Origin of the sequence: Streptomyces sp. NBC_00289, assembly GCF_041435115.1 — a bacterium.
In the GTDB taxonomy this organism is placed as follows: Bacteria; Actinomycetota; Actinomycetes; order Streptomycetales; family Streptomycetaceae; genus Streptomyces.
This window is the reverse complement of record NZ_CP108046.1, coordinates 3,520,107-3,539,377: the sequence shown is the minus strand read 5'-3', so window position 1 is coordinate 3,539,377 and position 19,271 is coordinate 3,520,107. Positions and strand designations below refer to the sequence as shown.

Here is a 19,271-nt window from a genome sequence, read left to right as displayed (position 1 = left end):
ACCACCATGACGGACATCATCAAGCTCACCGCCGCCGAGATCGCCGCGAAGGTCGCCTCCGGCGAACTCACGGCCGTCGAGGTCACCGAGGCCCACCTGGCCCGGATCGAGGCCGTCGACGAGAAGGTGCACGCCTTCCTGCACGTCGACCGCGAGGGCGCCCTCGCGCAGGCGCGCGCCGTCGACGAGAAGCGGGCCCGGGGCGAGAAGCTCGGCCCGCTGGCCGGCGTACCGCTGGCGCTCAAGGACATCTTCACCACCGAGGGCATCCCGACGACCGTCGGTTCGAAGATCCTCGAGGGCTGGATCCCGCCGTACGACGCGACCCTCACCAAGCGGCTGAAGGCCGCCGACGTCGTCATCCTCGGCAAGACCAACATGGACGAGTTCGCCATGGGGTCCTCCACCGAGAACAGCGCGTACGGCCCGACCGGCAACCCCTGGGACCTCACCCGGATCCCCGGCGGCTCCGGCGGCGGTTCGTCCGCCGCGCTCGCCTCCTACCAGGCCCCGCTGGCCATCGGCACCGACACCGGCGGTTCCATCCGCCAGCCGGCCGCCGTCACCGGCACGGTCGGCGTGAAGCCGACGTACGGCGCGGTCTCCCGCTACGGCATGGTCGCCTTCTCCTCCTCCCTCGACCAGGGCGGCCCCTGCGCGCGCACGGTCCTGGACGCGGCGCTGCTGCACGAGGTCATCGCCGGGCACGACCCGCTCGACTCGACGTCGATCGACGCCCCGGTCCCGCCGGTCGTCGAGGCCGCCCGCAACGGCAGCGTCGCCGGGATGCGGGTCGGCGTCGTCAAGCAGTTCCGCGGCGAGGGCTACCAGGCCGGCGTCATCCAGCGGTTCGACGAGGCCGTCGCCCTCCTGAAGGAACTGGGCGCGGAGATCGTCGAGCTGGACTGCCCGTCCTTCGACCTGGCCCTGTCGGCGTACTACCTGATCGCGCCGTCGGAGTGCTCGTCCAACCTCGCCCGCTTCGACGGCCTGCGCTACGGCCTGCGGGTCGGCGACGACGGCACGCACTCCGCCGAGGAGGTCACCTCCCTCACCCGCGAGGCCGGCTTCGGCCCCGAGGTCAAGCGCCGCATCATGCTGGGCACCTACGCCCTGTCCAGCGGCTACTACGACGCGTACTACGGCAGCGCCCAGAAGGTCCGCACGCTCATCAAGCAGGAGTTCGACGCGTCCTTCGAGAAGGTCGACGTGATCGTCTCCCCGACGACGCCGACCACCGCCTTCCCGATCGGCGAGCGCGCCGACGACCCGATGGCGATGTACCTCGCGGACCTCTGCACCATCCCGACCAACCTGGCGGGCAACGCGGCCATGTCGCTGCCCTGCGGTCTCGCGCCGGAGGACAACCTCCCCGTCGGTCTCCAGATCATCGCTCCGGTGCTGAAGGACGACCGTCTTTACAAGGTGGGTGCCGCCGTCGAGGCCGCCTTCGTGGAAAAGTGGGGTCACCCGCTGATCGAGGAGGCTCCGTCGCTGTGAGCAAGGCACTGTCCAAGGCCAAGGGATTCAAGAAGTCGAAGTCCGGCCTGTACCTGTCCATGGCCACCACCGCGTTCGGCGCGGTCGCCGTCGCCAAGCAGGCCAAGCTGGCCCGCACCGACAACGACACCCTGCGCCTGATCGACGCGGCCGTGTCCGCCGCCGCCATCGCCACCGGCCTCGCCATCCTCTACCGCGAGCTGAAGCGGCTGGGCGACGACGACGTCCTGCTGGGCTGAGAGGGAAGTTTCACCGTGACCACCACGACCGACCTGGTGTCGTACGAGGACGCGCTGGCGTCGTACGACCCCGTCATGGGCCTCGAGGTCCATGTCGAACTCGGCACCAGGACCAAGATGTTCTGCGGCTGCTCCACCGAACTGGGTGCCGAGCCCAACTCGCAGACCTGCCCGACCTGCCTCGGCATGCCCGGCGCGCTCCCGGTCGTCAACGCGATCGGCATCGAGTCCGCGATCAAGATCGGTCTCGCGCTGAACTGCGAGATCGCCGAGTGGTGCCGCTTCGCCCGGAAGAACTACTTCTATCCGGACATGCCGAAGAACTTCCAGACCTCCCAGTACGACGAGCCGATCGCCTTCAACGGCTACCTCGACGTACAGCTGGAGGACGGCGAGACCTTCCGCGTGCAGATCGAGCGCGCCCACATGGAGGAGGACACCGGCAAGTCGCTGCACGTCGGCGGCGCCACCGGCCGTATCCACGGCGCGTCCCACTCCCTGCTGGACTACAACCGCGCCGGCATCCCGCTCATCGAGATCGTCACCAAGCCGATCGAGGGAGCCGGCGAGCGCGCCCCCGAGGTCGCGCGGGCGTACGTCCGTGAGCTGCGCGAACTCATCAAGGCGCTCGGCGTCTCCGAGGCCCGGATGGAGCAGGGCCAGATGCGCTGCGACGTGAACCTGTCGCTGCGCCCGCACGGCCGGGAGAAGTTCGGCACCCGGTCCGAGACGAAGAACGTGAACTCGCTGCGGTCCGTGGAGCGCGCGGCCCGCTTCGAGATCCAGCGGCACGCCGCCGTGCTGAACGACGGCGGCACGATCATCCAGGAGACCCGCCACTTCCACGAGGACACGGGGTCCACCACCTCGGGCCGCGTGAAGGAAGAGGCCGAGGACTACCGCTACTTCCCCGAGCCGGACCTGGTGCCGGTGGCCCCCTCCCGCGAGTGGGTCGAGGAACTGCGCGCCGGGCTCCCGGAAATGCCGCTGGCCCGCCGCAACCGGCTGCTCGGGGAGTGGGGCATCAGCGCCACCGAGATGCAGGCGATCCTCAACGCCGGCGCCCTGGACACGATCGTCGCCACGATCGAGGCCGGTGCGGACGCCGCCTCCGCCCGCAAGTGGTGGATGGGTGAACTCGCCCGCAGCGCCAACGAGTCCGGCCGGTCGCTGGACGAGCTGGCCATCACGCCGGAGCAGGTCGCCCGGGTCACCGCGCTGGTGACGTCCGGCGACCTGAACGACAAGCTGGCCCGTCAGGTCATCGAAGGCGTCCTCGCCGGCGAGGGCACCCCGGACGAGGTCGTCGACAAGCGCGGTCTGAAGGTCGTCTCCGACGAGGGGGCGCTGGGCGCCGCCGTCGAGGAGGCCATCGCCGGCAACCCGGGCGTCGCGGACAAGATCCGTGGCGGCAAGGTGGCGGCGGCCGGCGCCCTGGTCGGCGCGGTCATGAAGGCCACGCGCGGCCAGGCCGACGCGGCCCGGGTCAAGGAACTCATCCTGGAGAAGCTGGGCGTCAGCGAGGGCTGAGCCCGACCGTGGAACACCACCCGTGGGGGGAGGCGCCGAATGCGGCGCATCCCCCCACGGGTGTCCTCAGAGGCGGCGGCCGACCACCCGCGCGAAGCCCAGCGAACGGCCCCGGTCGGCGCGCATCAGCTCCACCGACTCACGGGCCATGCCCGCCATGAACTCGCTGGGGCTCTCCTCGGCGCACACCTCGCTCCACAGCAGCCAGTCCTTCCAGCCGTCCGGCTGCCAGTCGGCGGCCTCGACCTCGACGGCCCCGCCGCGCGTCCAGTGGCGCCGCCACCATGCGGGGGAGTGGAAGGCCCAGAAGCCCGGGTCCCAGAACGGCTTGAGGTGCTCCGGCGGCTCGTCCCCGGCCTGCTCCTCCCGCAGCGAGGGCACGACGACACCGATCCGCCCGCCGGGCTTCAACAGCCGGGTCAGTGTGGGCAGATACAGGTCGGCCGTACCGAAGTACTGGTACGCGTCGACGGAGACGATCGCGTCGAAGGTGCCCTCGCCGAAGGGCAGGTCGTGTGCCTCGGCGAACACGGGCAGGACACGGTCGGCGAGGCCCGCCTCGGCGATCCGTACCGCGTTCTCCTCCGGCTTGACCCACAGGTCGGCGGCGGTGACCTGGACGCCGTACTCCCGGGCGAGGAACACGGAGGTCATGGCGCGCCCGCAGCCCAGGTCGAGCACCCGCGCGCCGGGGCGCAGGCGGTCCAGGCCGAGAGCGGGGGCCAGCCACTCCAGCAGCCACAGCGCGTGCGGGCCCATCTGGTTCTCGATGGTCCAGCGGGCGTCGTAGCGGTTGCTGCGCGGGTGGCGGGGGTGCGTCAGACGGCTGGCGAGCTCGTCGTCCGAGCTCTTCGACGGCGTCGGTGTGCTCGACGCGTCAATCGGTGTACCGGTCGGTGTGTTGTCGGTCATCGGTGAACGGGCTCCTGGATTCCTGCGTAGGGGAAAGTGATGCACAGAAGCTCGGTCGGACCTTCAAACAACGCACCTGCTTCGTTCGGCGGCGATGTGCCGGAAACGGCGGACGCCGGGACGCTAGCAGTGCGCCGCGCTGCCCCGCACCCGCTTTCTCGGCCGGAGGCGCTACGCTCGCCCGCCATGAGTGGACGCGGTGATTCCGAGATACCGGACGTCGAGGTGTCCGACGTCGGGGATCCGGCCGAGGACGCGCGGCGTGCCCGCTGGCTCGCGGCGGGCACCGGCGCGCTGCTGGCGCTCGCCGGGCTGGCCGCGTCGGCGCTGCGCTTCGCCGGTTCCGCGCCGGCACTCGTGCCGGCCGCCTACGCGGTCGGCGCCCTCGCGTGCGCGCTCGGCTCGGTGCTCGGGTCCCGGGGGCGTACCCGGCGGGCGCTGTGGCTGCTGGTCGCCGGGGCGATGGTGATGGCGCTGGGCGACCAGTTCGACTGAGGTGACAGAGTGACCGTTACTGTCCTGTGATCTTCCTCCCACTCCTGTGAACAACGGCACGAACGCGTCCATCAGCCGCTTGCGCCTGCAAGAGTGGCAATGCATTGCTCATGCGTTCTTTGCGGGCTGTTCAGTTCACGCACGACTGTTCCCGGACAAAGATCCACAAATTCACTCCGGGAGCACGTTTCGTGGCAGCCCTCGCACGCTGGTGTGTCCAGCGCCGCCTCGTCGCCGTACTGCTGTGGCTCCTCGCCTTCGGCGGGCTGACCGCGGCCGCCGTCGTGACCGGCTCCGCGTACTCCAACGACTACGAGGTCCCCGGCACCGAGTCGGGCCGCGCCACCCAGCTGCTGCGGGAGAGCTTCCCGGCCCTGGCCGGTGACAGCGACACCGTCGTCTGGCACACCACGTCCGGCACCGTCCGGGCCGCCGCCGTCGAACAGACGATGACCCGGGCCCTGGAGCGGATCGCCGACCTGCCCGGAGTGGCCGCCGTGACCAGCCCCTACGACGACCGGAGCGCCGGCGCCGTCAGCGGGAACGGGCGTACGGCGTACGCCACCGTCACCTTCGAGGACCGGGTCGAGGACATCGACCCGGCCGAGGCGCGGGCCGTGGTCGACACGGCCAGGGCCGCCCGGACGGACGGGCTGCGGGTGGAGCTCGGCGGCAGTGCCGTCGCGCTCACCGAGCCGTCCGGCGGGCACGTGGCCGAGGTCGTCGGTGTGGCCGTCGCCGCGGTCGTCCTGTTCCTCGCCTTCGGCTCGCTCGCCGCCTCGCTGCTGCCCATCGCCACCGCGCTGGTGAGCGTCGGTACCGCCTACGCCGCGATCGTGCTCCTCGGACACGCCATGACCGTCGCCGACTTCGCCCCGATGCTCGGCTTGCTGATCGGCCTCGGTGTCGGTATCGACTACGCGCTGTTCATCGTCACCCGGCACCGGCGCGGGCTGAAACGCGGACTCACCGTCGCCGAGGCCGCCACGAACGCCGTGACCACCACCGGGCGCGCGGTCGTGTTCGCGGGTGCCACCGTTTGCATCGCCCTGCTGGGGATGCTGATCCTGCGGCTGAGCTTCCTCAACGGCGTCGCCGTCGCGGCCTCGCTGACCGTGGTGCTGACCGTCGCCGCCTCCGTGACCCTGCTGCCCGCCCTGCTCTCCTTCATCGGCCCGCGCGCCCTGAGCAGACGGGAGCGGAGACGGCTGGCGGAGCACGGCCCCCAGCCCGAACTGCCGACCGGGCTCGCCGCCCGCTGGTCGGCGTTCGTGGAGCGCCACCCCAAGGTGCTCGGTGCCGTCGCCCTCGCCGTCATCACCGTCCTCGCCCTGCCCACGCTCTCTCTCCGGCTGGGCACCTCCGACCAGGGCAACGACCCCACGTCCTCGACCACCCGCCAGGCCTACGACCTGCTCGCCGGGAACCCCTCCGGCTCGGGCGCGGACGAGCGCGGCGGAGGCTTCGGGCCCGGCGTGAACGGCCCCCTCACCCTCGTCACCAGGGTCGCCGGCGCCGAGGACAAGCTCATGCTCGACAACCTCGACGCCACCATCCGCACCACCGAGGGCGTCGCGTCGGTGACGCCGGTGACCTACGACACCGGTGGCGACACGGCGTACTTCACCATCGTCCCGGACTCGGCACCGCAGTCGCAGCGGACCAGCGACCTCGTCGACCGGCTGCGCACCGAGGTGCTGCCCCGCGCCGAGACCGGCACCTCGCTCGACATCCACGTCGGCGGCGTGACAGCCGGCTACGACGACTTCGCCGACGTCATCGTCGCCAAACTGCCCCTGTTCGTCGGCGTCGTCATCGGCCTCGGCTGTCTGCTGCTCCTGCTCGCCTTCCGGTCCGTCGGCATCCCGCTCAAGGCCGCCGCGATGAACGTCGCCGCCGTCGCGGCCGCCTTCGGCGTCGTCGTCGCGATCTTCCAGTGGGGATGGGGCGGCGAACTGCTCGGACTGGGCCGGGCCGGGCCGATAGAGCCCTTCCTGCCCGTGATCATGGTCTCGGTGCTCTTCGGGCTCTCCATGGACTACCAGGTCTTCCTGGTCAGCCGCATGTACGAGGAGTGGCTGGAGACCGGCGACAACCGGCGGGCCGTCCGGGTCGGCCTCGCCGAGACCAGCCGGGTGATCAACTCCGCCGCGGTCATCATGATCTCCGTCTTCCTGGCCTTCGTGCTCAGCGGCGACCGCGTGATCGCCATGTTCGGCATCGCGCTCGCCGCCGCCGTCGCCCTGGACGCCTTCGTCCTGCGCACGCTGCTGGTCCCGGCGCTCATGCACCTGCTCGGCGGCGCCAACTGGTGGCTGCCCCGCCGGCTCGACCGGTACCTGCCCCGCATCAGCATCGAACCTCCCGAGTGCCGTGCCGCCCATGAGAGGCTGGCCGCTGCGACGGACGCCGAGGTGGCGGACGTACTGGCGAAGGAGCGGCAGCGGGATGTACGCGATATCCCTGGGTGACGACGGAGCCGAACTGCGCCCCCTGGAGCCGTGGCACGCCGAGGAGTTCCTGGCGCACCTGGAGCGGGGCAGGGACTTCATCAACCAGTACATCCCGTTCGGGGAGAGCGCCGTCGACGTGACGTCCGCGCGGGACGCGCTCCAGCGGTACGCCGACATGCGCGCCGCCGACACCGCCTCCCTGCACGGGCTGTGGCTGGAGGGCAAGCTCGTGGGCGGCGTGCTCTTCCTCAACTTCGACGCGGCGAACGGCAACTGCGAGGTCGGCTGCTGGCTGGAACCCGCCGGCACCGGGCGCGGACTGGTCACGCGCGCGATGCGGGTGCTGATCGACTTCGCCGTCGAGCGGCGCGGGATCCACCGGGTCGAGTGGGTGGCCTCCGCCGGCAACCGGCCGAGTCTGAACGTGGCCCGGCGGCTGGGCATGACCCAGGACGGGGTACGGCGCGAGAGCTACCCCCACCGCGGCGTACGGCACGACCTCGAGGTGTGGTCGATCCTCGCCCCCGAGTGGCGTGCGGCACGCGCGGGTGCCGCGCACAGCGGTCGTTAAGGAACCTCTCAGACTCCGTCCGTACGGTGCGGGGCATGGGAACCAAGACAGTGGACGAGACCGGCGCCGAGGCGACGACCGACAAGGAGAAGGTGGAGGTCACCAAGACCGACGAGGCCACGCGGACCGGGGCCCAGGCCGGCGTCCCGGCAGACGGTGAGACCTCGGCCGACGCCGTCGAGGCGGACGCCGTCGAGGACGACGACACCGAGGACGGCATCGTCCTGGAGGCCGTGGACCCGACCGGCGACCAGTCCTCCGGTGTCGGCCAGGGCGCCGCAGCCGTCGTCTCCGCCGCGCTGGGCCTCGTCTCGCTCACCGGTGGCTGGATCGCGACCGTCGCCGCCGCCCGCGAGACCCTCGTCGGACAGCTCAGGACCTCCTCGAGCGCGAGCGTCTCCACCCAGGTCAAGGAGATCTACGGCGACGCCTGGCACACCACCGCGCTGTGGGGCGGCCTGTTCGCGCTGGCCGCGCTGATCGTCGGCGTCGTCGTGCTGGCCCGCCCCGCGTTCGGCGCCCCCGGCAGGCCGCAGGCCGCGTGGATCAAGTCGGTCGCCTGGGGAGGCGTCGCGCTCGGCGTCATCGGCCTGCTGCTGGCCGTCCTCAAGTACACCGACATCCTGCTCGGACTGCCGTCCGCCACCTGAATCACCACAGGTCCTGAGGGGTCTTAGGGCGTTCGTAGGCACCTTACGGACGCTCCTGAGGCCCCTCACGCATGCCTAAGGCCCCCCACGCCGCCGAAGATGCGGAACTCTCCCGATGTGGCGGACCCCCCTGGCGGACGAAGGTTGAGGCATCGCACAGAGCGAAGCCGAAAAACCGCCTCTTCCAAGGGACTTGCCATGTACGAGTACGAGATCCAGCAGCTGCGTTCCGCCGAACTGATCCGCCGGGCCGCGCACGAGCGGCTGGCCCGCGAGGTCGTCCGCGGCCGTCGCGCCGCCCGCCGCGAGGCAGCCCGCCACGACGCCGAGGGTGAGGTGCATACCACCCGCTCCCGCCGGCACCGGTCGCCGCGCACCGCGTGAACACCGGGGCACGGCAGGACGGCCGTACCACGCCGGCCTCCGGCCACGGTCCGCTGCTCCTCCCCGCGGCGGCCGCGGCGGCCGTCCTGGCGAAAACCGGTGCACCGCTGTCGGAGGCCCGTGCCATGCTCGGGCCCGTGGAAACCAGATCCGTCAGTCCGGTGTTCGTCGGCCGCACCGACGAGCTGCACGCGCTGAACGACGCGCTCGCCCGCGCCACCGCGGGCGAGCCGCAGGCGCTGCTGCTCGGCGGCGAGGCCGGGGTCGGCAAGACCCGCCTCGTCGAGGAGTTCGCCACCGCCGCCTGCCGGCAGGGCGCAGTCGTCGCGCTCGGCGGCTGCGTCGAGATCGGCGCCGACGGACTGCCCTTCGCGCCCTTCTCCACCGCGCTGCGCGCCCTGCGCCGCGAACTGCCCCGGGAACTCGCCGCCGCGGCCGCCGGCCAGGACGAGGAACTGGCCCGCCTGCTGCCCGAACTCGGTGAGCCGGCCACGGCCCGCGGCACCCGCCGGGACGACGAGGAAGGCATGGCCCGCCTCTTCGAACTCACCGCCCGCCTGCTGGAACGCGTCGCCGCCGACCGTACGGTCGTCGTCGCCCTGGAGGACCTGCACTGGGCCGACGCCTCCACCCGCCACCTCCTCGCCTACCTCTTCCGCACCCTGCGCACCGGCCGCCTCGTCATCCTCGCCACCTACCGCGCCGACGACATCCACCGCCGCCATCCGCTGCGCCCGCTGCTCGCCGAACTCGACCGGCTGCGCACCGTTCGCCGCGTCGAACTCGGCCGCTTCAACCGCGCCGAGGTCGGGCGTCAGATCGCCGGCATCCTCGCCCGCGAACCCGACCCGACCGATGTCGACGACATCTTCGAACGCTCCGACGGCAACGCCTTCTTCGTGGAGGAGCTCGCCGTCGCCGTCCACGAAGGCTGCTGCACCGGCCTCACCGACTCCCTGCGCGACCTGCTCCTCGTGCGCGTGGAAAGCCTGCCCGAAAGCGCCCAGCGGGTCGCCCGGATCGTCGCCGAGGGAGGCTCCACCGTCGAGTACCGGCTGCTCGCCGACGTGGCCCGGCTCGCCGAGGACGACCTCATCGAGGCGCTGCGGGCCGCCGTCAACGCCCACATCCTCCTCGCCACGCCCGGCGGCGACGGCTACCGCTTCCGTCACTCGCTGGTCCGCGAGGCCGTCAGCGACGACCTCCTGCCCGGCGAACGCTCCCGCCTGAACCGCCGCTACGCCGAAGCCCTGGAAGCCGACCCCACGCTCGTCCCCGCCGACGAACGTGTCATGCGCCTGGCCAGCTACTGGTACCACGCCCACGACGCCGCCAAGGCCCTGCCCGCCGTCCTGGACGCCTCCGTCGCCGCCCGCCGCCGCCACGCCTACAGCGAGCAACTGCGGCTGCTGGAACGGGCGATGGAACTGTGGGACGCCGCCCCCGAGGAGGTGCGGGCGCGGCTGCGTCCCGCGGGCTACACCGAGGTCTACCCGCCCAGCGGCTGCGACCCGGAGACCACCCCGCTCGGCTACCTCGACCTCCTGGCGGAGGCCGCCGTCGCCGGGCGGCTGTGCGGGGAGCGCGAACGCGCCTTCAAGATCACCAAGCGGGCGCTGCGGCTCCTGGAGGACGAGGACGACCCGCTGCGCGCGGCCTGGTTCTGGGTGCAGCGCTCCCGGCTGGTCCAGGCCCGGACCCACGGCGGCGACGGCTGGGCGGAGCTGTCCACCGCGCAGGAACTGGTGCGCGGCATGCCGCCGTCCGAGGTGCACGCCGAGGTGCTGGGCTCCGTCGCCAGCTGGTCGATGATGCACGCGCCCGGTCCCGAGGCCCTCTCCTCCGCCGAGCGTGCCGTGGAGTACGCCCAGATGGTGGGCGCCCACGAGATCGAGCTCAACGCCCGCATCACGATGGGCGTCCTCATGGTCGACGCGGGCGATGTCGAAGCGGGCCTCGCGCAGATGTACGAGGTCAAGCAGCGGGCCCTCGAGGCCGACAGCCCGTTCGTCCTCGGCCGCGCCTATGTGAACCTGCCGGCGGAACTCCAGGCGGTCGGCCGCTCCCGGGAGGCGGTCGCACTCCTCGAGGAAGGCGCCGCGGGCACCCGGAAGTTCGGCCTGCTGGACTCCGAGGCCTGGGTGTGGGGCAACCTCTCCGAGTCGCTCCACTCACTCGGCCGCTGGGACGAGGCCGTCGAGGCCGCGGAGACCGCCCTACGGCTCGGACGGGACGCCAGGCCGCACACCGGGAGCGCACTGAGCCTGGCCCAGGTCGCGCTGGACCGAGGCGAGGTGGCCGAGGCCGCCCGCCATGTGACCTACGTACGGGCGCAGTTCGCCGCCCACGGCCCCGCCCCCGCGCAGTCGATACCGCTGGCCTGCCTCGCCATCGGCGTCGCCGCCGGTGAAGGCCGACTCCTCGACGTCCGCGCGGAACTCACCCGCGCCCTCGACGCCGGATTCCCCACCGGCACCCAGCGCTACGCCTGGCCGCTGCTGCTGGCCGCGGCCACCGCGGAGGCGGACGCCCCGCCCCTGCCCGCCCTGACCGAGGGACGCGCAGCCGTCCTCGAACGGATCTCCGAAGCAGCCCGAAAGACCACCACCGGCGCCCCGATCTGGCTCGCCCACGACAAGTGGGTCCGCGCCGAGCTCCACCGCGCCGAGGGCCGGGCGACCGCCCACACCTGGACGGAGGTGGTCGCGGCCTTCGAGGAACTCGAGAACCCGTACGACCTCGCCCGCGTCCGCCATCGCCTGGCAGAGGCCCTGCTCGCGGCAGGCGGCGACGAGGAACGCGACCGGGCCACCGAGCTGCTGCGTCTCTCGCATGCCGTCGCCGGCCACCTGGGTGCCCGCCCGCTCGTCGACTCCGTCACGCTGCTCGCCCAGCGCGCCCGCCTCGCCCTCACCGGCGCCCCGCGGCGGTCGGCGGTTCCCGCCGATCCGGTCGCGGCCCTCGGGCTCACGAGCCGGGAACGCGACGTGCTGCGCCTGGTCGCGGCCGGCCGCACCAACCGCCAGATCGCCGAGGAACTGTTCATCTCCCCGAAGACGGCGAGCGTCCACGTGTCGAACATCCTCGGCAAGCTCGGCGTCTCGGGCAGAGGAGAGGCCGCGGCGGTGGCCCACCGGCTGGGACTGTTCCCGCCGGACGTCCTCAAGGCCCCGTCGGCGGGCTGAGGCGTACGCTGTCAGGGACCGGCAGGGGAGGCGCCGTGTTCAACATGTTCGAGGAACTGTTCGCACCCGGTCGCAAGCACACCCACGACGAACAGAAGCGGCTGGAACTGACCCGGGAGGACGTCGGAGACGGCGACCCGGGGCGCGGCCCGATAGACCTCACCTCGGGAAAGGTCGTCGTACGACTGCCCTCGAAGGACCCGGCCGATGAGCCCGCGGCAGGCGCCGGGAGCGAGGCCGAGGACTGAGGCCAGGGGGAAGGGGAGTGGTGCGGGCTTCGAGCCGGCAGCCGATCCCGCGCCCGGGAGCCGCGGCCGGAGTCATCGCCTGCACAGGCCCTAGTGCCGCGGCAGGCAACGTTTGCCCGTCAAGGAGCGGCGTCCGGTGCGTGCTCTCGGTGTGCCGGCCGGAAGTCCTCGTACTGGATGTCCATGGGCTTTCGGCCGGTGCGGCGAGAGGGCGTGCCGGGCGTCGCGACGGGGCGAACGTTGCCTGTTGCGGCACTAGGTCACCCGCAGCTCCAGTATCCGGTCGTCCCCGTCCTCCGGGCTCCCCCGTCCGTCCGTGTTGCTGGTCGTGACCCACAGCCGGTCGCCGCCGGCCGACACCACGGTGCGCAGCCGGCCGTACTCGCCCTCGAGGAAGGACTGCGGGTCCGCCGAGGTCGCCGTGCCCTTCAGCGGGACGCGCCACAGGCGCTGGCCCTTCAGACCGGCCATCCAGACGGAGCCCTCGGCGTAGGCGATGCCGCTGGGGGAGGCGTCGTCGGTGTGCCACTGGGCTGTCGGGTTGTGGTACTTGGCATCGCCGGACCTGCCCTCGGCGTCCGGCCAGCCGTAGTCGTCGCCCGGCTTGATCGCGTTCAGCTCGTCCCAGGTGTCCTGGCCGAACTCCGAGGCGAACAGGCGCTGTTTGTCGTCCCAGGCGAGACCCTGCACATTGCGGTGGCCGTAGGAGTACACGGGGGAGTCGGGGAAGGGGTTGCCCGGGGCCGGCTCGCCCTCGGGGGTCAGACGGAGGATCTTGCCGCCGAGGGACTTCTTGTCCTGGGCCAGACCACGGTCACCGCTCTCGCCCGTGCCCGCGTACAGCATCTTGTCGGGGCCGAAGGCGATTCGGCCGCCGTTGTGGATGAAGCCCTTCGGGATGCCCTTGAAGACCGTGTCCGGGGCGCCCAGTTGCTCGCCGGCCGGCTTCTCGTCCTCGTACAGCACGCGGACGACGCGGTTGTCCGAGGCCGAGGTGAAGTAGGCGTAGATCATGCGGTCCGAGGCGAAGTCGGGGGACAGGGCGATGCCCAGCAGACCGCCTTCCCCGGCCGCGGACACCCCCGGCACCTGGCCGAGCTCGGTCTTCCGGCCCGTCTTCTCGTCGATCCGGGTGATCGTGCCCTCGTCGCGGGAGGAGACGAGGAGGCCGCCGGCGGGGAGGGGGGCCAGGCCCCAGGGGGTCTTGAGGTTCTCGGCGACGGTGCGGACCACCTTCACCGAGCCCTTCGCGGGAGGTGTCGCCTCGGCGGCGCGCTGCGAGGACGGCGACCGCGAACCCGCGTCGCTCGACGACGCGCTCCCGCCGCCTGCCGATGGGTCGCCCGCTCCTGTGTCACCGGCGGAACAGCCGGCCGTGAGCAGGAGCGCGGCCGTGGCCATGACGGCCGACACAGCTCGACGTTGCACGATCGGGTCCCTTCGACGCGGCGGGTTCTCCTTTTCATACACCGCTCGCGCCCCACGGGTTCCCGATCAACGAATCCCGAATCGTCGAGGCCTGAATCGGAGGCCCGCATCGCCGAGGCCCGGTTGCAGCGACCGACCCGGTACCGGAACCCCACTCAGTCCCAGGATCCCCGTGCCCGCGGCAGCTCCGCCAGCTCCCTCAGGTCCTCCGCCGTCAGACGCAGTCCGGTCGCGCCCGCGTTCTCCGTCACCCACCGCTCCCGCTTGGCGCCCGGCACCGGAACCACGTGCCGGCCCTGCGCCAGGACCCACGCCAGGGCGACCTGGGCGGGTGTGACGGTCTCGCCGTGGCGGCGGGCCACCCGGCGCAGGCCGACCACGATCGGCTGGTTCGCGGCCATCATCTCCGCGGTGAAGCGGGGATGGCGGGCGCGCACGTCGTCCGGTTCGAAGCCCTCGCCGGGGGTCAGCGTGCCGGTCAGGAAGCCGTTGCCGAGCGGCATCGCCGCCAGGAAACCGACACCCCGCGCCTCGCACCAGGGCAGCAGCCCCTCCAGCGCCTCCGGTGACCACACCGACAGCTCCGCCTGCACCGCGCTCACCGGGAAGACCTGCTGCACCCGGCGCAACTGCCGGATCGTCGCGTCGTGCAGCCGGCCCCCGGAGCGGCGGCCGCCCCGCGCCCCCACCGCGCAGAGCCCCAACGCCCGTACCTTTCCGGCCCGGACGAGTTCCCCCATCGCCCCCCAGGTCTCCTCGACCGGAACCTCCGGGTCCGCCCGGTGCAGCTGGTAGAGGTCGATCACATCCGTCTGCAGGCGCCGCAGCGAGGCGTCGCACGCCCGCCGCACGTAACCCGGGCGGCCGTTGGCCACCACATGCTGCTCACCCACCAGCAGACCGACCTTGGTCGACACGAAGGCGTCCCGGCGCCGTTCCCTCAGCACCCGCCCCACCAGCAGCTCGTTGGTGAACGGGCCGTACATGTCGGCCGTGTCGAGGAGCGTCGAGCCCGAGTCCAGCGCCCGGTGCACGGCCCTGAGTGACTGCTCGCCCCGTTGCCGCGACCCGCTGTAGGCCCAGCTCATCGGCATGCACCCGAGTCCGACGGCTCCCACCGCGAGCGCCGCCGCGCCGATCGTCCTGCGCTCCACCTGCTCGTGACCCTCCCTCTCCTGACCCACCAACCTAACCTCTGCGTCGACGTGTGCCTGACATAGCCTCCACACCATGAGTACTGACGTGTGGCTCCCCATCCCGCCGGACGAGATCGAAGGGCTGCCGGAAGGCCCGGACTACCGTTTCTGGGACGGGGGCGAGAGCTTCCCGGCGGACCCGGCCGACTGCGCTTTCTACGTGGTCCCCTACATGAAGCCCGCCGAGGTCGGACGGCGGCCCCTGCCCGCGATGAGTTCCCTGGAGGTCGTGCAGACGCTGTCGGCCGGCACCGACCACGTGGAACCGGGCCTGGCGGGTCTGCATCCCGGCGTGCGGCTGTGCAACGCGCGCGGAGTGCACGAGGCGAGCACCGCCGAGCTCACGCTCACCCTGATCCTCGCCTCGCTGCGGGGCGTCCCGGACTTCGTCCGGGCCCAGGACCGCGGGGAATGGCTCGGCGGATTCAGGCCCGCCCTCGCGGACCGCAACGTCCTCATCGTCGGCTACGGCTCGATCGGATCCGCCATCGAGGACCGGCTCGCGCCCTTCGAGCTCGCGCGGGTGGCGCGCGTCGCGCGCTCAGGGCGCACCTCGGCGCGCGGACCGGTGCACCCACTCACCGACCTGCCCGCCCTGCTGCCGGAGGCGGACGTGGTCATCCTGTCCACGCCCCTCACCGAGACCACCCGCCACCTGGCCGACGCCGACTTCCTGGCCCGGATGAAGGACGGCGCGCTGCTGGTCAACGTGGCCCGCGGCCCGGTCGTCGACACCAAGGCGCTGCTCGCCGAGCTGGAGACCGGCCGCCTCACCGCCGCCCTCGACGTGACGGACCCGGAGCCGCTGCCTCCGGGGCATCCCCTGTGGCAGGCGCCGGGCGTGCTCGTCAGCCCCCATGTCGGGGGGCCGACCTCCGCCTTCCTGCCGCGTGCGAAGCGCCTGTTGGTGGACCAGTTGGGCCGGTTCGTGAACCGGGAACCCCTGCGCAACGTGATCCGTACGACGGGCACAGCGGGTGGGTGACGACAGCGGGACGAGCGTCGTGCGCGCGGTCCACGGAGCGCGCGCAACCGGCGCGTAACCCGTTTCCGGTACCCTCCGCAACCCTCTGGATGCTGTGCGTATGCACGACCTCTTCGGCCGTCACGGAGCGTAGAGGAACTATGTCCCTGAGTGACGAGACTGGTGTATCGTCCCGACAGGGGCTGCGCCGTGCACCGTTCGGCGCCGGGGATGGACATTTCAGACTGTGAGGGGGGCGACGGGCGATGCACGGCCTATGGACGAACGATCCGACGCGGCGAGGCCGCCGACGACCCTGGCGCACGACCGTGCGCAGGCGCGGTCACCACAGCAGCCATCCCGACGGCCGGCAGACCGGTCACGGCAGTCGGCAGAGTCCGCACCACCGTCACCACAGCAGCCGCAGGAGGCAGGCGCACCCGGCGCACCGGGACCCCCGGGACCCGGGAGCGGCGCGGACCTGGAGGGCCCGGTGAGCTCGCCCCCGCCCCCCACGACCACGCTCCCCGGAGCGCTGCGGGCACAGCCCTCGCCGAGTGCGCCGAGGACGCGGCTTCCGCGTCCGCCGGTCCCCGACAGCGGCACGAGCCTGGTGCAGCAACTCGTCCTGGCCCTGGTCTGCGCGGGATACGCCGTCGGTTCCGCGCTCGGCTGGGGTTCCAGCGAAGTCGCTCTGGTCATGGGCGACTTCGGGCTGAGCGCCGCGGCCGGCGCGGCCGCCGTGTCCTGCTTCCTCTACGCCCGTAGCCGCCGCATCCGCTTCCGACCCGCCTGGCTGCTGTTCGCGCTGTCCTCGGCGATGGCCGCCCTCGGCAACCTGGTCTGGGGATGGTACGAGGTCGTCCTGGGACGGCCCGTGCCCAGCCCCAGCTACGCCGACCTGTTCTTCCTGTGCTTCGCCCCGCCCGCCATCGTGGGTCTGCTCGTGCTGGCCAAGCGTCCGGTGACGAAGGCGGGCTGGGGCTGCCTCGCCCTGGACGCCTGGCTGATCGGCGGCTCGCTGCTCACGCTCGCCTGGAGCCTGGCCCTCGCGCAGGCGGCGAAGTCCGAGGGGCCGAGCGTGGCGCACACCGCGCTCTCGCTCGCCTACCCGCTGCTGGACATCGCCCTGGTCAGCATGGTCCTCGCGCTGCACTTCCGGCGCGCACCCGGCAACCGTACGGCCGTGAACACCGCGATCGGGGCCTTGGCCCTCACCGTGATGTGCGACGCCCTGTTCACCTCGCCGCTGCTGCACAACAACTACCGCTCGGGCCAGCTCCTCGACGCGGGCTGGTTCGCCGGCTCGCTGCTCCTCGCGTACGCCCCCTGGGCCGCCCCGCGCAAGGGCGGCGCGGTCGACGACGGGCACACGCGTGTGGTGCGCGAGCACCTGCCCGGGCAGCGCACCGGGCCGCCCCACCCCGCACCACCGCAGGGCGGCGATCACAGCCGGTATCCGGCCACCCGGCCCATCACCGGTTCGCTGGCCGCGCTCACGCCGTACCTCGCCGCCGCCGTCTGCACGCTGGGCATCCTCTACAACGTCCTCAACGGCAACAGCGTGGACCGCGTGGTGCTGCTGACGGGCGGCACGGTCGTGCTCGCCCTCGTGGTGCGCCAGGGCATCATGCTGCTCGACAACATCACCCTCACCCAGGAACTGGCGCAGAAGGAGAACCACTTCCGCTCCCTGGTGCAGGGCTCCAGCGACGTCATCATGATCGCCGCCCCCAACGGCATCCTCCGGTACGTCTCCCCGGCGGCCGCCGGGGTCTACGGCCGCCCCGCGGAGGAGCTCGTCGGCACCGAGCTGGCCGGCCTCATCCACCCGGAGGACCTGGGCTGCGTGGTGCACGAGGTGCGCCGCTTCCTCGCCGCCAGCCCCCAGGGGGAACCCACCACGCGCATCGAGTGCCGCTTCCGGTCCGGCGACGGCGGCTGGCTCAACGTCGAGTCGACCGTCAACCGTCACCACGGCGGCCTCATCTTCAACAGCCGGGACGTGACCGAGAGAGTGCGGTTGCAGGCGCAGCTCCAGCACAACGCCGAGCACGACCCGCTCACCGACCTGCCCAACCGCGCCCTGTTCACCCGGCGGGTCCAGCAGGCACTGTCGGGCCGCCGTTCCTCCGACCGCGGCACGGCCGTCCTCTTCATCGACCTGGACGGCTTCAAGGCCGTCAACGACACGATCGGACACCAGGCCGGGGACGAGCTGCTCGTCCAAGCCGCCCGCAGACTGCAGGACGCCGTGCGGTACGGCGATACCGCCTCCCGGCTCGGCGGCGACGAGTTCGCGGCCCTGATCGTCGGGGACGGCACCCGCGACCGCAGCGCCCGCGAACGCCACATCCAGGAGCTCGCCGACCGCCTCAGGATCACGCTTTCGCAGCCCTACATCATCGACGGCAACGATGTCCGGGTAGCGGCGTCCATCGGGGTCGCCTTCGCCGAACCCGGCCTCGGTGCGGGCGAGTTGCTCCGCAACGCCGACCTCGCCATGTACCGCGCCAAGGCGGGCGGCAAGGGCCGGGTCGAGCTGTACGCCCCACAGATGCAGCAGGACGTCGTACGCAAGGCGGAGCTGGCGAGCCGCCTGCGGGTCGCCCTGCACGACGGCGAGTTCGCGCTGCTGCACCAGCCGGTGGTGTGTCTGGAGGACGGCCGGATCACGGCGGTCACCGCCCAGGCGCGGTGGCGCTCGTCCCAGGGCGTGCTGTTCACCCCGGCCGAGTTCCTGCGCGTGGCCGAGGACAGCGACAAGACCGCCGAGCTGGGGCGCTGGATGCTGGAGGAGGCCGTCGAGCAGGCCGCCGAACGCGCCGCGGCCGGAGTCGCCGTTCCGGTGGCCGTCCGGATGAACGCCCGCCGGCTGCTCGACCGGTCGATGCCGCCGGCCTCGATCGAGGCCCTGCTGACCCGGCACGGGCTGCCGTCCGGGTCCCTGGTGATCGAGCTGTCCGACACCGACCCCCGGGTCTCGCTGGACGAGCTGGAGCGCCGGCTGAGCGCCCTGCGCAGGCTCGGCGTCCGGATCTCGCTCGACGGCTTCGGCAGCGGGTACGCGGCGATCACGGCCCTGCGCAGACTCCCCGTCGACGCGCTGAAACTCGACCGCGGCCTGGTGGAGGGCGTCGTCGAGTCCGCGCGGCTGCACAAGATCACCAGCGGGCTGCTGCGGATCGCCGCCGACCTCGGACTGCAGTCCGTGGCCGACGGCGTGGACCTCCCGGAGCAGGTCGTGGCGCTGCGCGCGATGGGCTGCACGCACGGACAGGGCATGGCCTTCTCCGGGCCGCTGGACGAGTACCGGCTGCGCCGGGCGCTCGGTTCCGGCCACTATCCGGTGCCGAACGGACCGGCCGAACCCGCGTTCGCGGGTGGCACGAGAGAGCCGAAGGAGTGTGTCGGCGTCGACGGTGCGACCGCGCGGAGGCCCGAGGGGTTGAGCACGGTCGTGGCCTCGACCCCGACGGTGGCGCCCCGGAGGTGAACGAGCCACGGAAAGCGGTC

The 19,271-nt window shown here is 72.2% G+C and carries 15 protein-coding genes; 12 read left to right on the top strand and 3 right to left on the bottom strand.

What is annotated here, in order from left to right; translation table 11 throughout:
- Positions 1–6: 6 nt before the first annotated feature.
- Genes gatA through gatB form a run of 3 tightly spaced genes read left to right on the top strand, consistent with a single transcriptional unit; the run spans position 7 to position 3,269 of the window.
- Positions 7–1,500, top strand: coding sequence for an Asp-tRNA(Asn)/Glu-tRNA(Gln) amidotransferase subunit GatA (gene gatA, locus OG985_RS16060; protein WP_371669010.1), 1,494 nt, complete (start codon positions 7–9; stop codon positions 1,498–1,500).
- Entirely contained in the window at positions 1,497–1,739 is a 243-nt protein-coding gene (locus tag OG985_RS16055; RefSeq protein ID WP_356042466.1) for a hypothetical protein, read from the top strand. The genes gatA and OG985_RS16055 overlap by 4 nt, the downstream gene beginning before the upstream one ends.
- A 15-nt stretch (positions 1,740–1,754) precedes the next feature.
- Positions 1,755–3,269 carry an Asp-tRNA(Asn)/Glu-tRNA(Gln) amidotransferase subunit GatB gene (gene gatB / locus OG985_RS16050; protein WP_371669009.1) on the top strand — a complete coding sequence of 505 codons (1,515 nt, stop codon included), beginning with the start codon at positions 1,755–1,757 and terminating at the stop codon, positions 3,267–3,269.
- 66 nt (positions 3,270–3,335) lie between these two features.
- On the opposite strand, the gene OG985_RS16045 is transcribed toward gatB, so the two are convergent.
- Positions 3,336–4,181, bottom strand: a complete 846-nt coding sequence (locus OG985_RS16045) for a cyclopropane-fatty-acyl-phospholipid synthase family protein (protein WP_371669008.1) — start codon at positions 4,179–4,181, stop codon at positions 3,336–3,338.
- A 186-nt stretch (positions 4,182–4,367) separates the two neighbouring features.
- Between OG985_RS16045 and OG985_RS16040 the strand changes: the two genes are divergently transcribed.
- From OG985_RS16040 to OG985_RS16010, 7 genes are all read left to right on the top strand, one after another.
- The gene (locus OG985_RS16040) at positions 4,368–4,676 is read left to right on the top strand and encodes a hypothetical protein (RefSeq protein WP_371669007.1); all 309 of its coding nucleotides are present in this window, start codon (positions 4,368–4,370) and stop codon (positions 4,674–4,676) included.
- Between the two features lie 191 nt (positions 4,677–4,867).
- Positions 4,868–7,147: an MMPL family transporter gene (locus OG985_RS16035; RefSeq protein ID WP_371669006.1), complete on the top strand. Its 2,280-nt coding sequence runs from the start codon at positions 4,868–4,870 to the stop codon at positions 7,145–7,147.
- Positions 7,125–7,700, top strand: coding sequence for a GNAT family N-acetyltransferase (locus tag OG985_RS16030; RefSeq protein WP_371669005.1), 576 nt, complete (start codon positions 7,125–7,127; stop codon positions 7,698–7,700). The genes OG985_RS16035 and OG985_RS16030 overlap by 23 nt, the downstream gene beginning before the upstream one ends.
- Positions 7,701–7,735: 35 nt before the next feature.
- On the top strand, positions 7,736–8,350 hold the full coding sequence (locus tag OG985_RS16025) for a hypothetical protein (protein WP_371669004.1): 615 nt from the start codon (positions 7,736–7,738) through the stop codon (positions 8,348–8,350).
- Positions 8,351–8,548: 198 nt separating this feature from the next.
- Positions 8,549–8,734: a hypothetical protein gene (locus OG985_RS16020; protein WP_371669003.1), complete on the top strand. Its 186-nt coding sequence runs from the start codon at positions 8,549–8,551 to the stop codon at positions 8,732–8,734.
- A 125-nt stretch (positions 8,735–8,859) separates the two neighbouring features.
- Positions 8,860–11,919: an AAA family ATPase gene (locus OG985_RS16015; RefSeq protein WP_371674387.1), complete on the top strand. Its 3,060-nt coding sequence runs from the start codon at positions 8,860–8,862 to the stop codon at positions 11,917–11,919.
- A gap of 44 nt (positions 11,920–11,963) precedes the next feature.
- Complete coding sequence (locus OG985_RS16010; RefSeq protein WP_371674386.1) at positions 11,964–12,167, top strand: DUF6191 domain-containing protein; 204 nt, start codon at positions 11,964–11,966, stop codon at positions 12,165–12,167.
- A gap of 255 nt (positions 12,168–12,422) precedes the next feature.
- On the opposite strand, the gene OG985_RS16005 is transcribed toward OG985_RS16010, so the two are convergent.
- Together OG985_RS16005 and OG985_RS16000 are read right to left on the bottom strand one after the other, a co-directional pair.
- Positions 12,423–13,568: a sorbosone dehydrogenase family protein gene (locus OG985_RS16005; protein WP_371674385.1), complete on the bottom strand. Its 1,146-nt coding sequence runs from the start codon at positions 13,566–13,568 to the stop codon at positions 12,423–12,425.
- Positions 13,569–13,750: 182 nt separating this feature from the next.
- Positions 13,751–14,749 (bottom strand): aldo/keto reductase, encoded by a 999-nt coding sequence (locus OG985_RS16000; RefSeq protein WP_371674384.1) that lies wholly within the window; start codon positions 14,747–14,749, stop codon positions 13,751–13,753.
- A 76-nt stretch (positions 14,750–14,825) separates the two neighbouring features.
- Between OG985_RS16000 and OG985_RS15995 the strand changes: the two genes are divergently transcribed.
- Together OG985_RS15995 and OG985_RS15990 are read left to right on the top strand one after the other, a co-directional pair.
- On the top strand, positions 14,826–15,776 hold the full coding sequence (locus tag OG985_RS15995; RefSeq protein WP_371669002.1) for a 2-hydroxyacid dehydrogenase: 951 nt from the start codon (positions 14,826–14,828) through the stop codon (positions 15,774–15,776).
- A 472-nt stretch (positions 15,777–16,248) separates the two neighbouring features.
- Positions 16,249–19,251, top strand: coding sequence for a putative bifunctional diguanylate cyclase/phosphodiesterase (locus OG985_RS15990; RefSeq protein ID WP_371669001.1), 3,003 nt, complete (start codon positions 16,249–16,251; stop codon positions 19,249–19,251).
- Positions 19,252–19,271 lie beyond the last annotated feature (20 nt).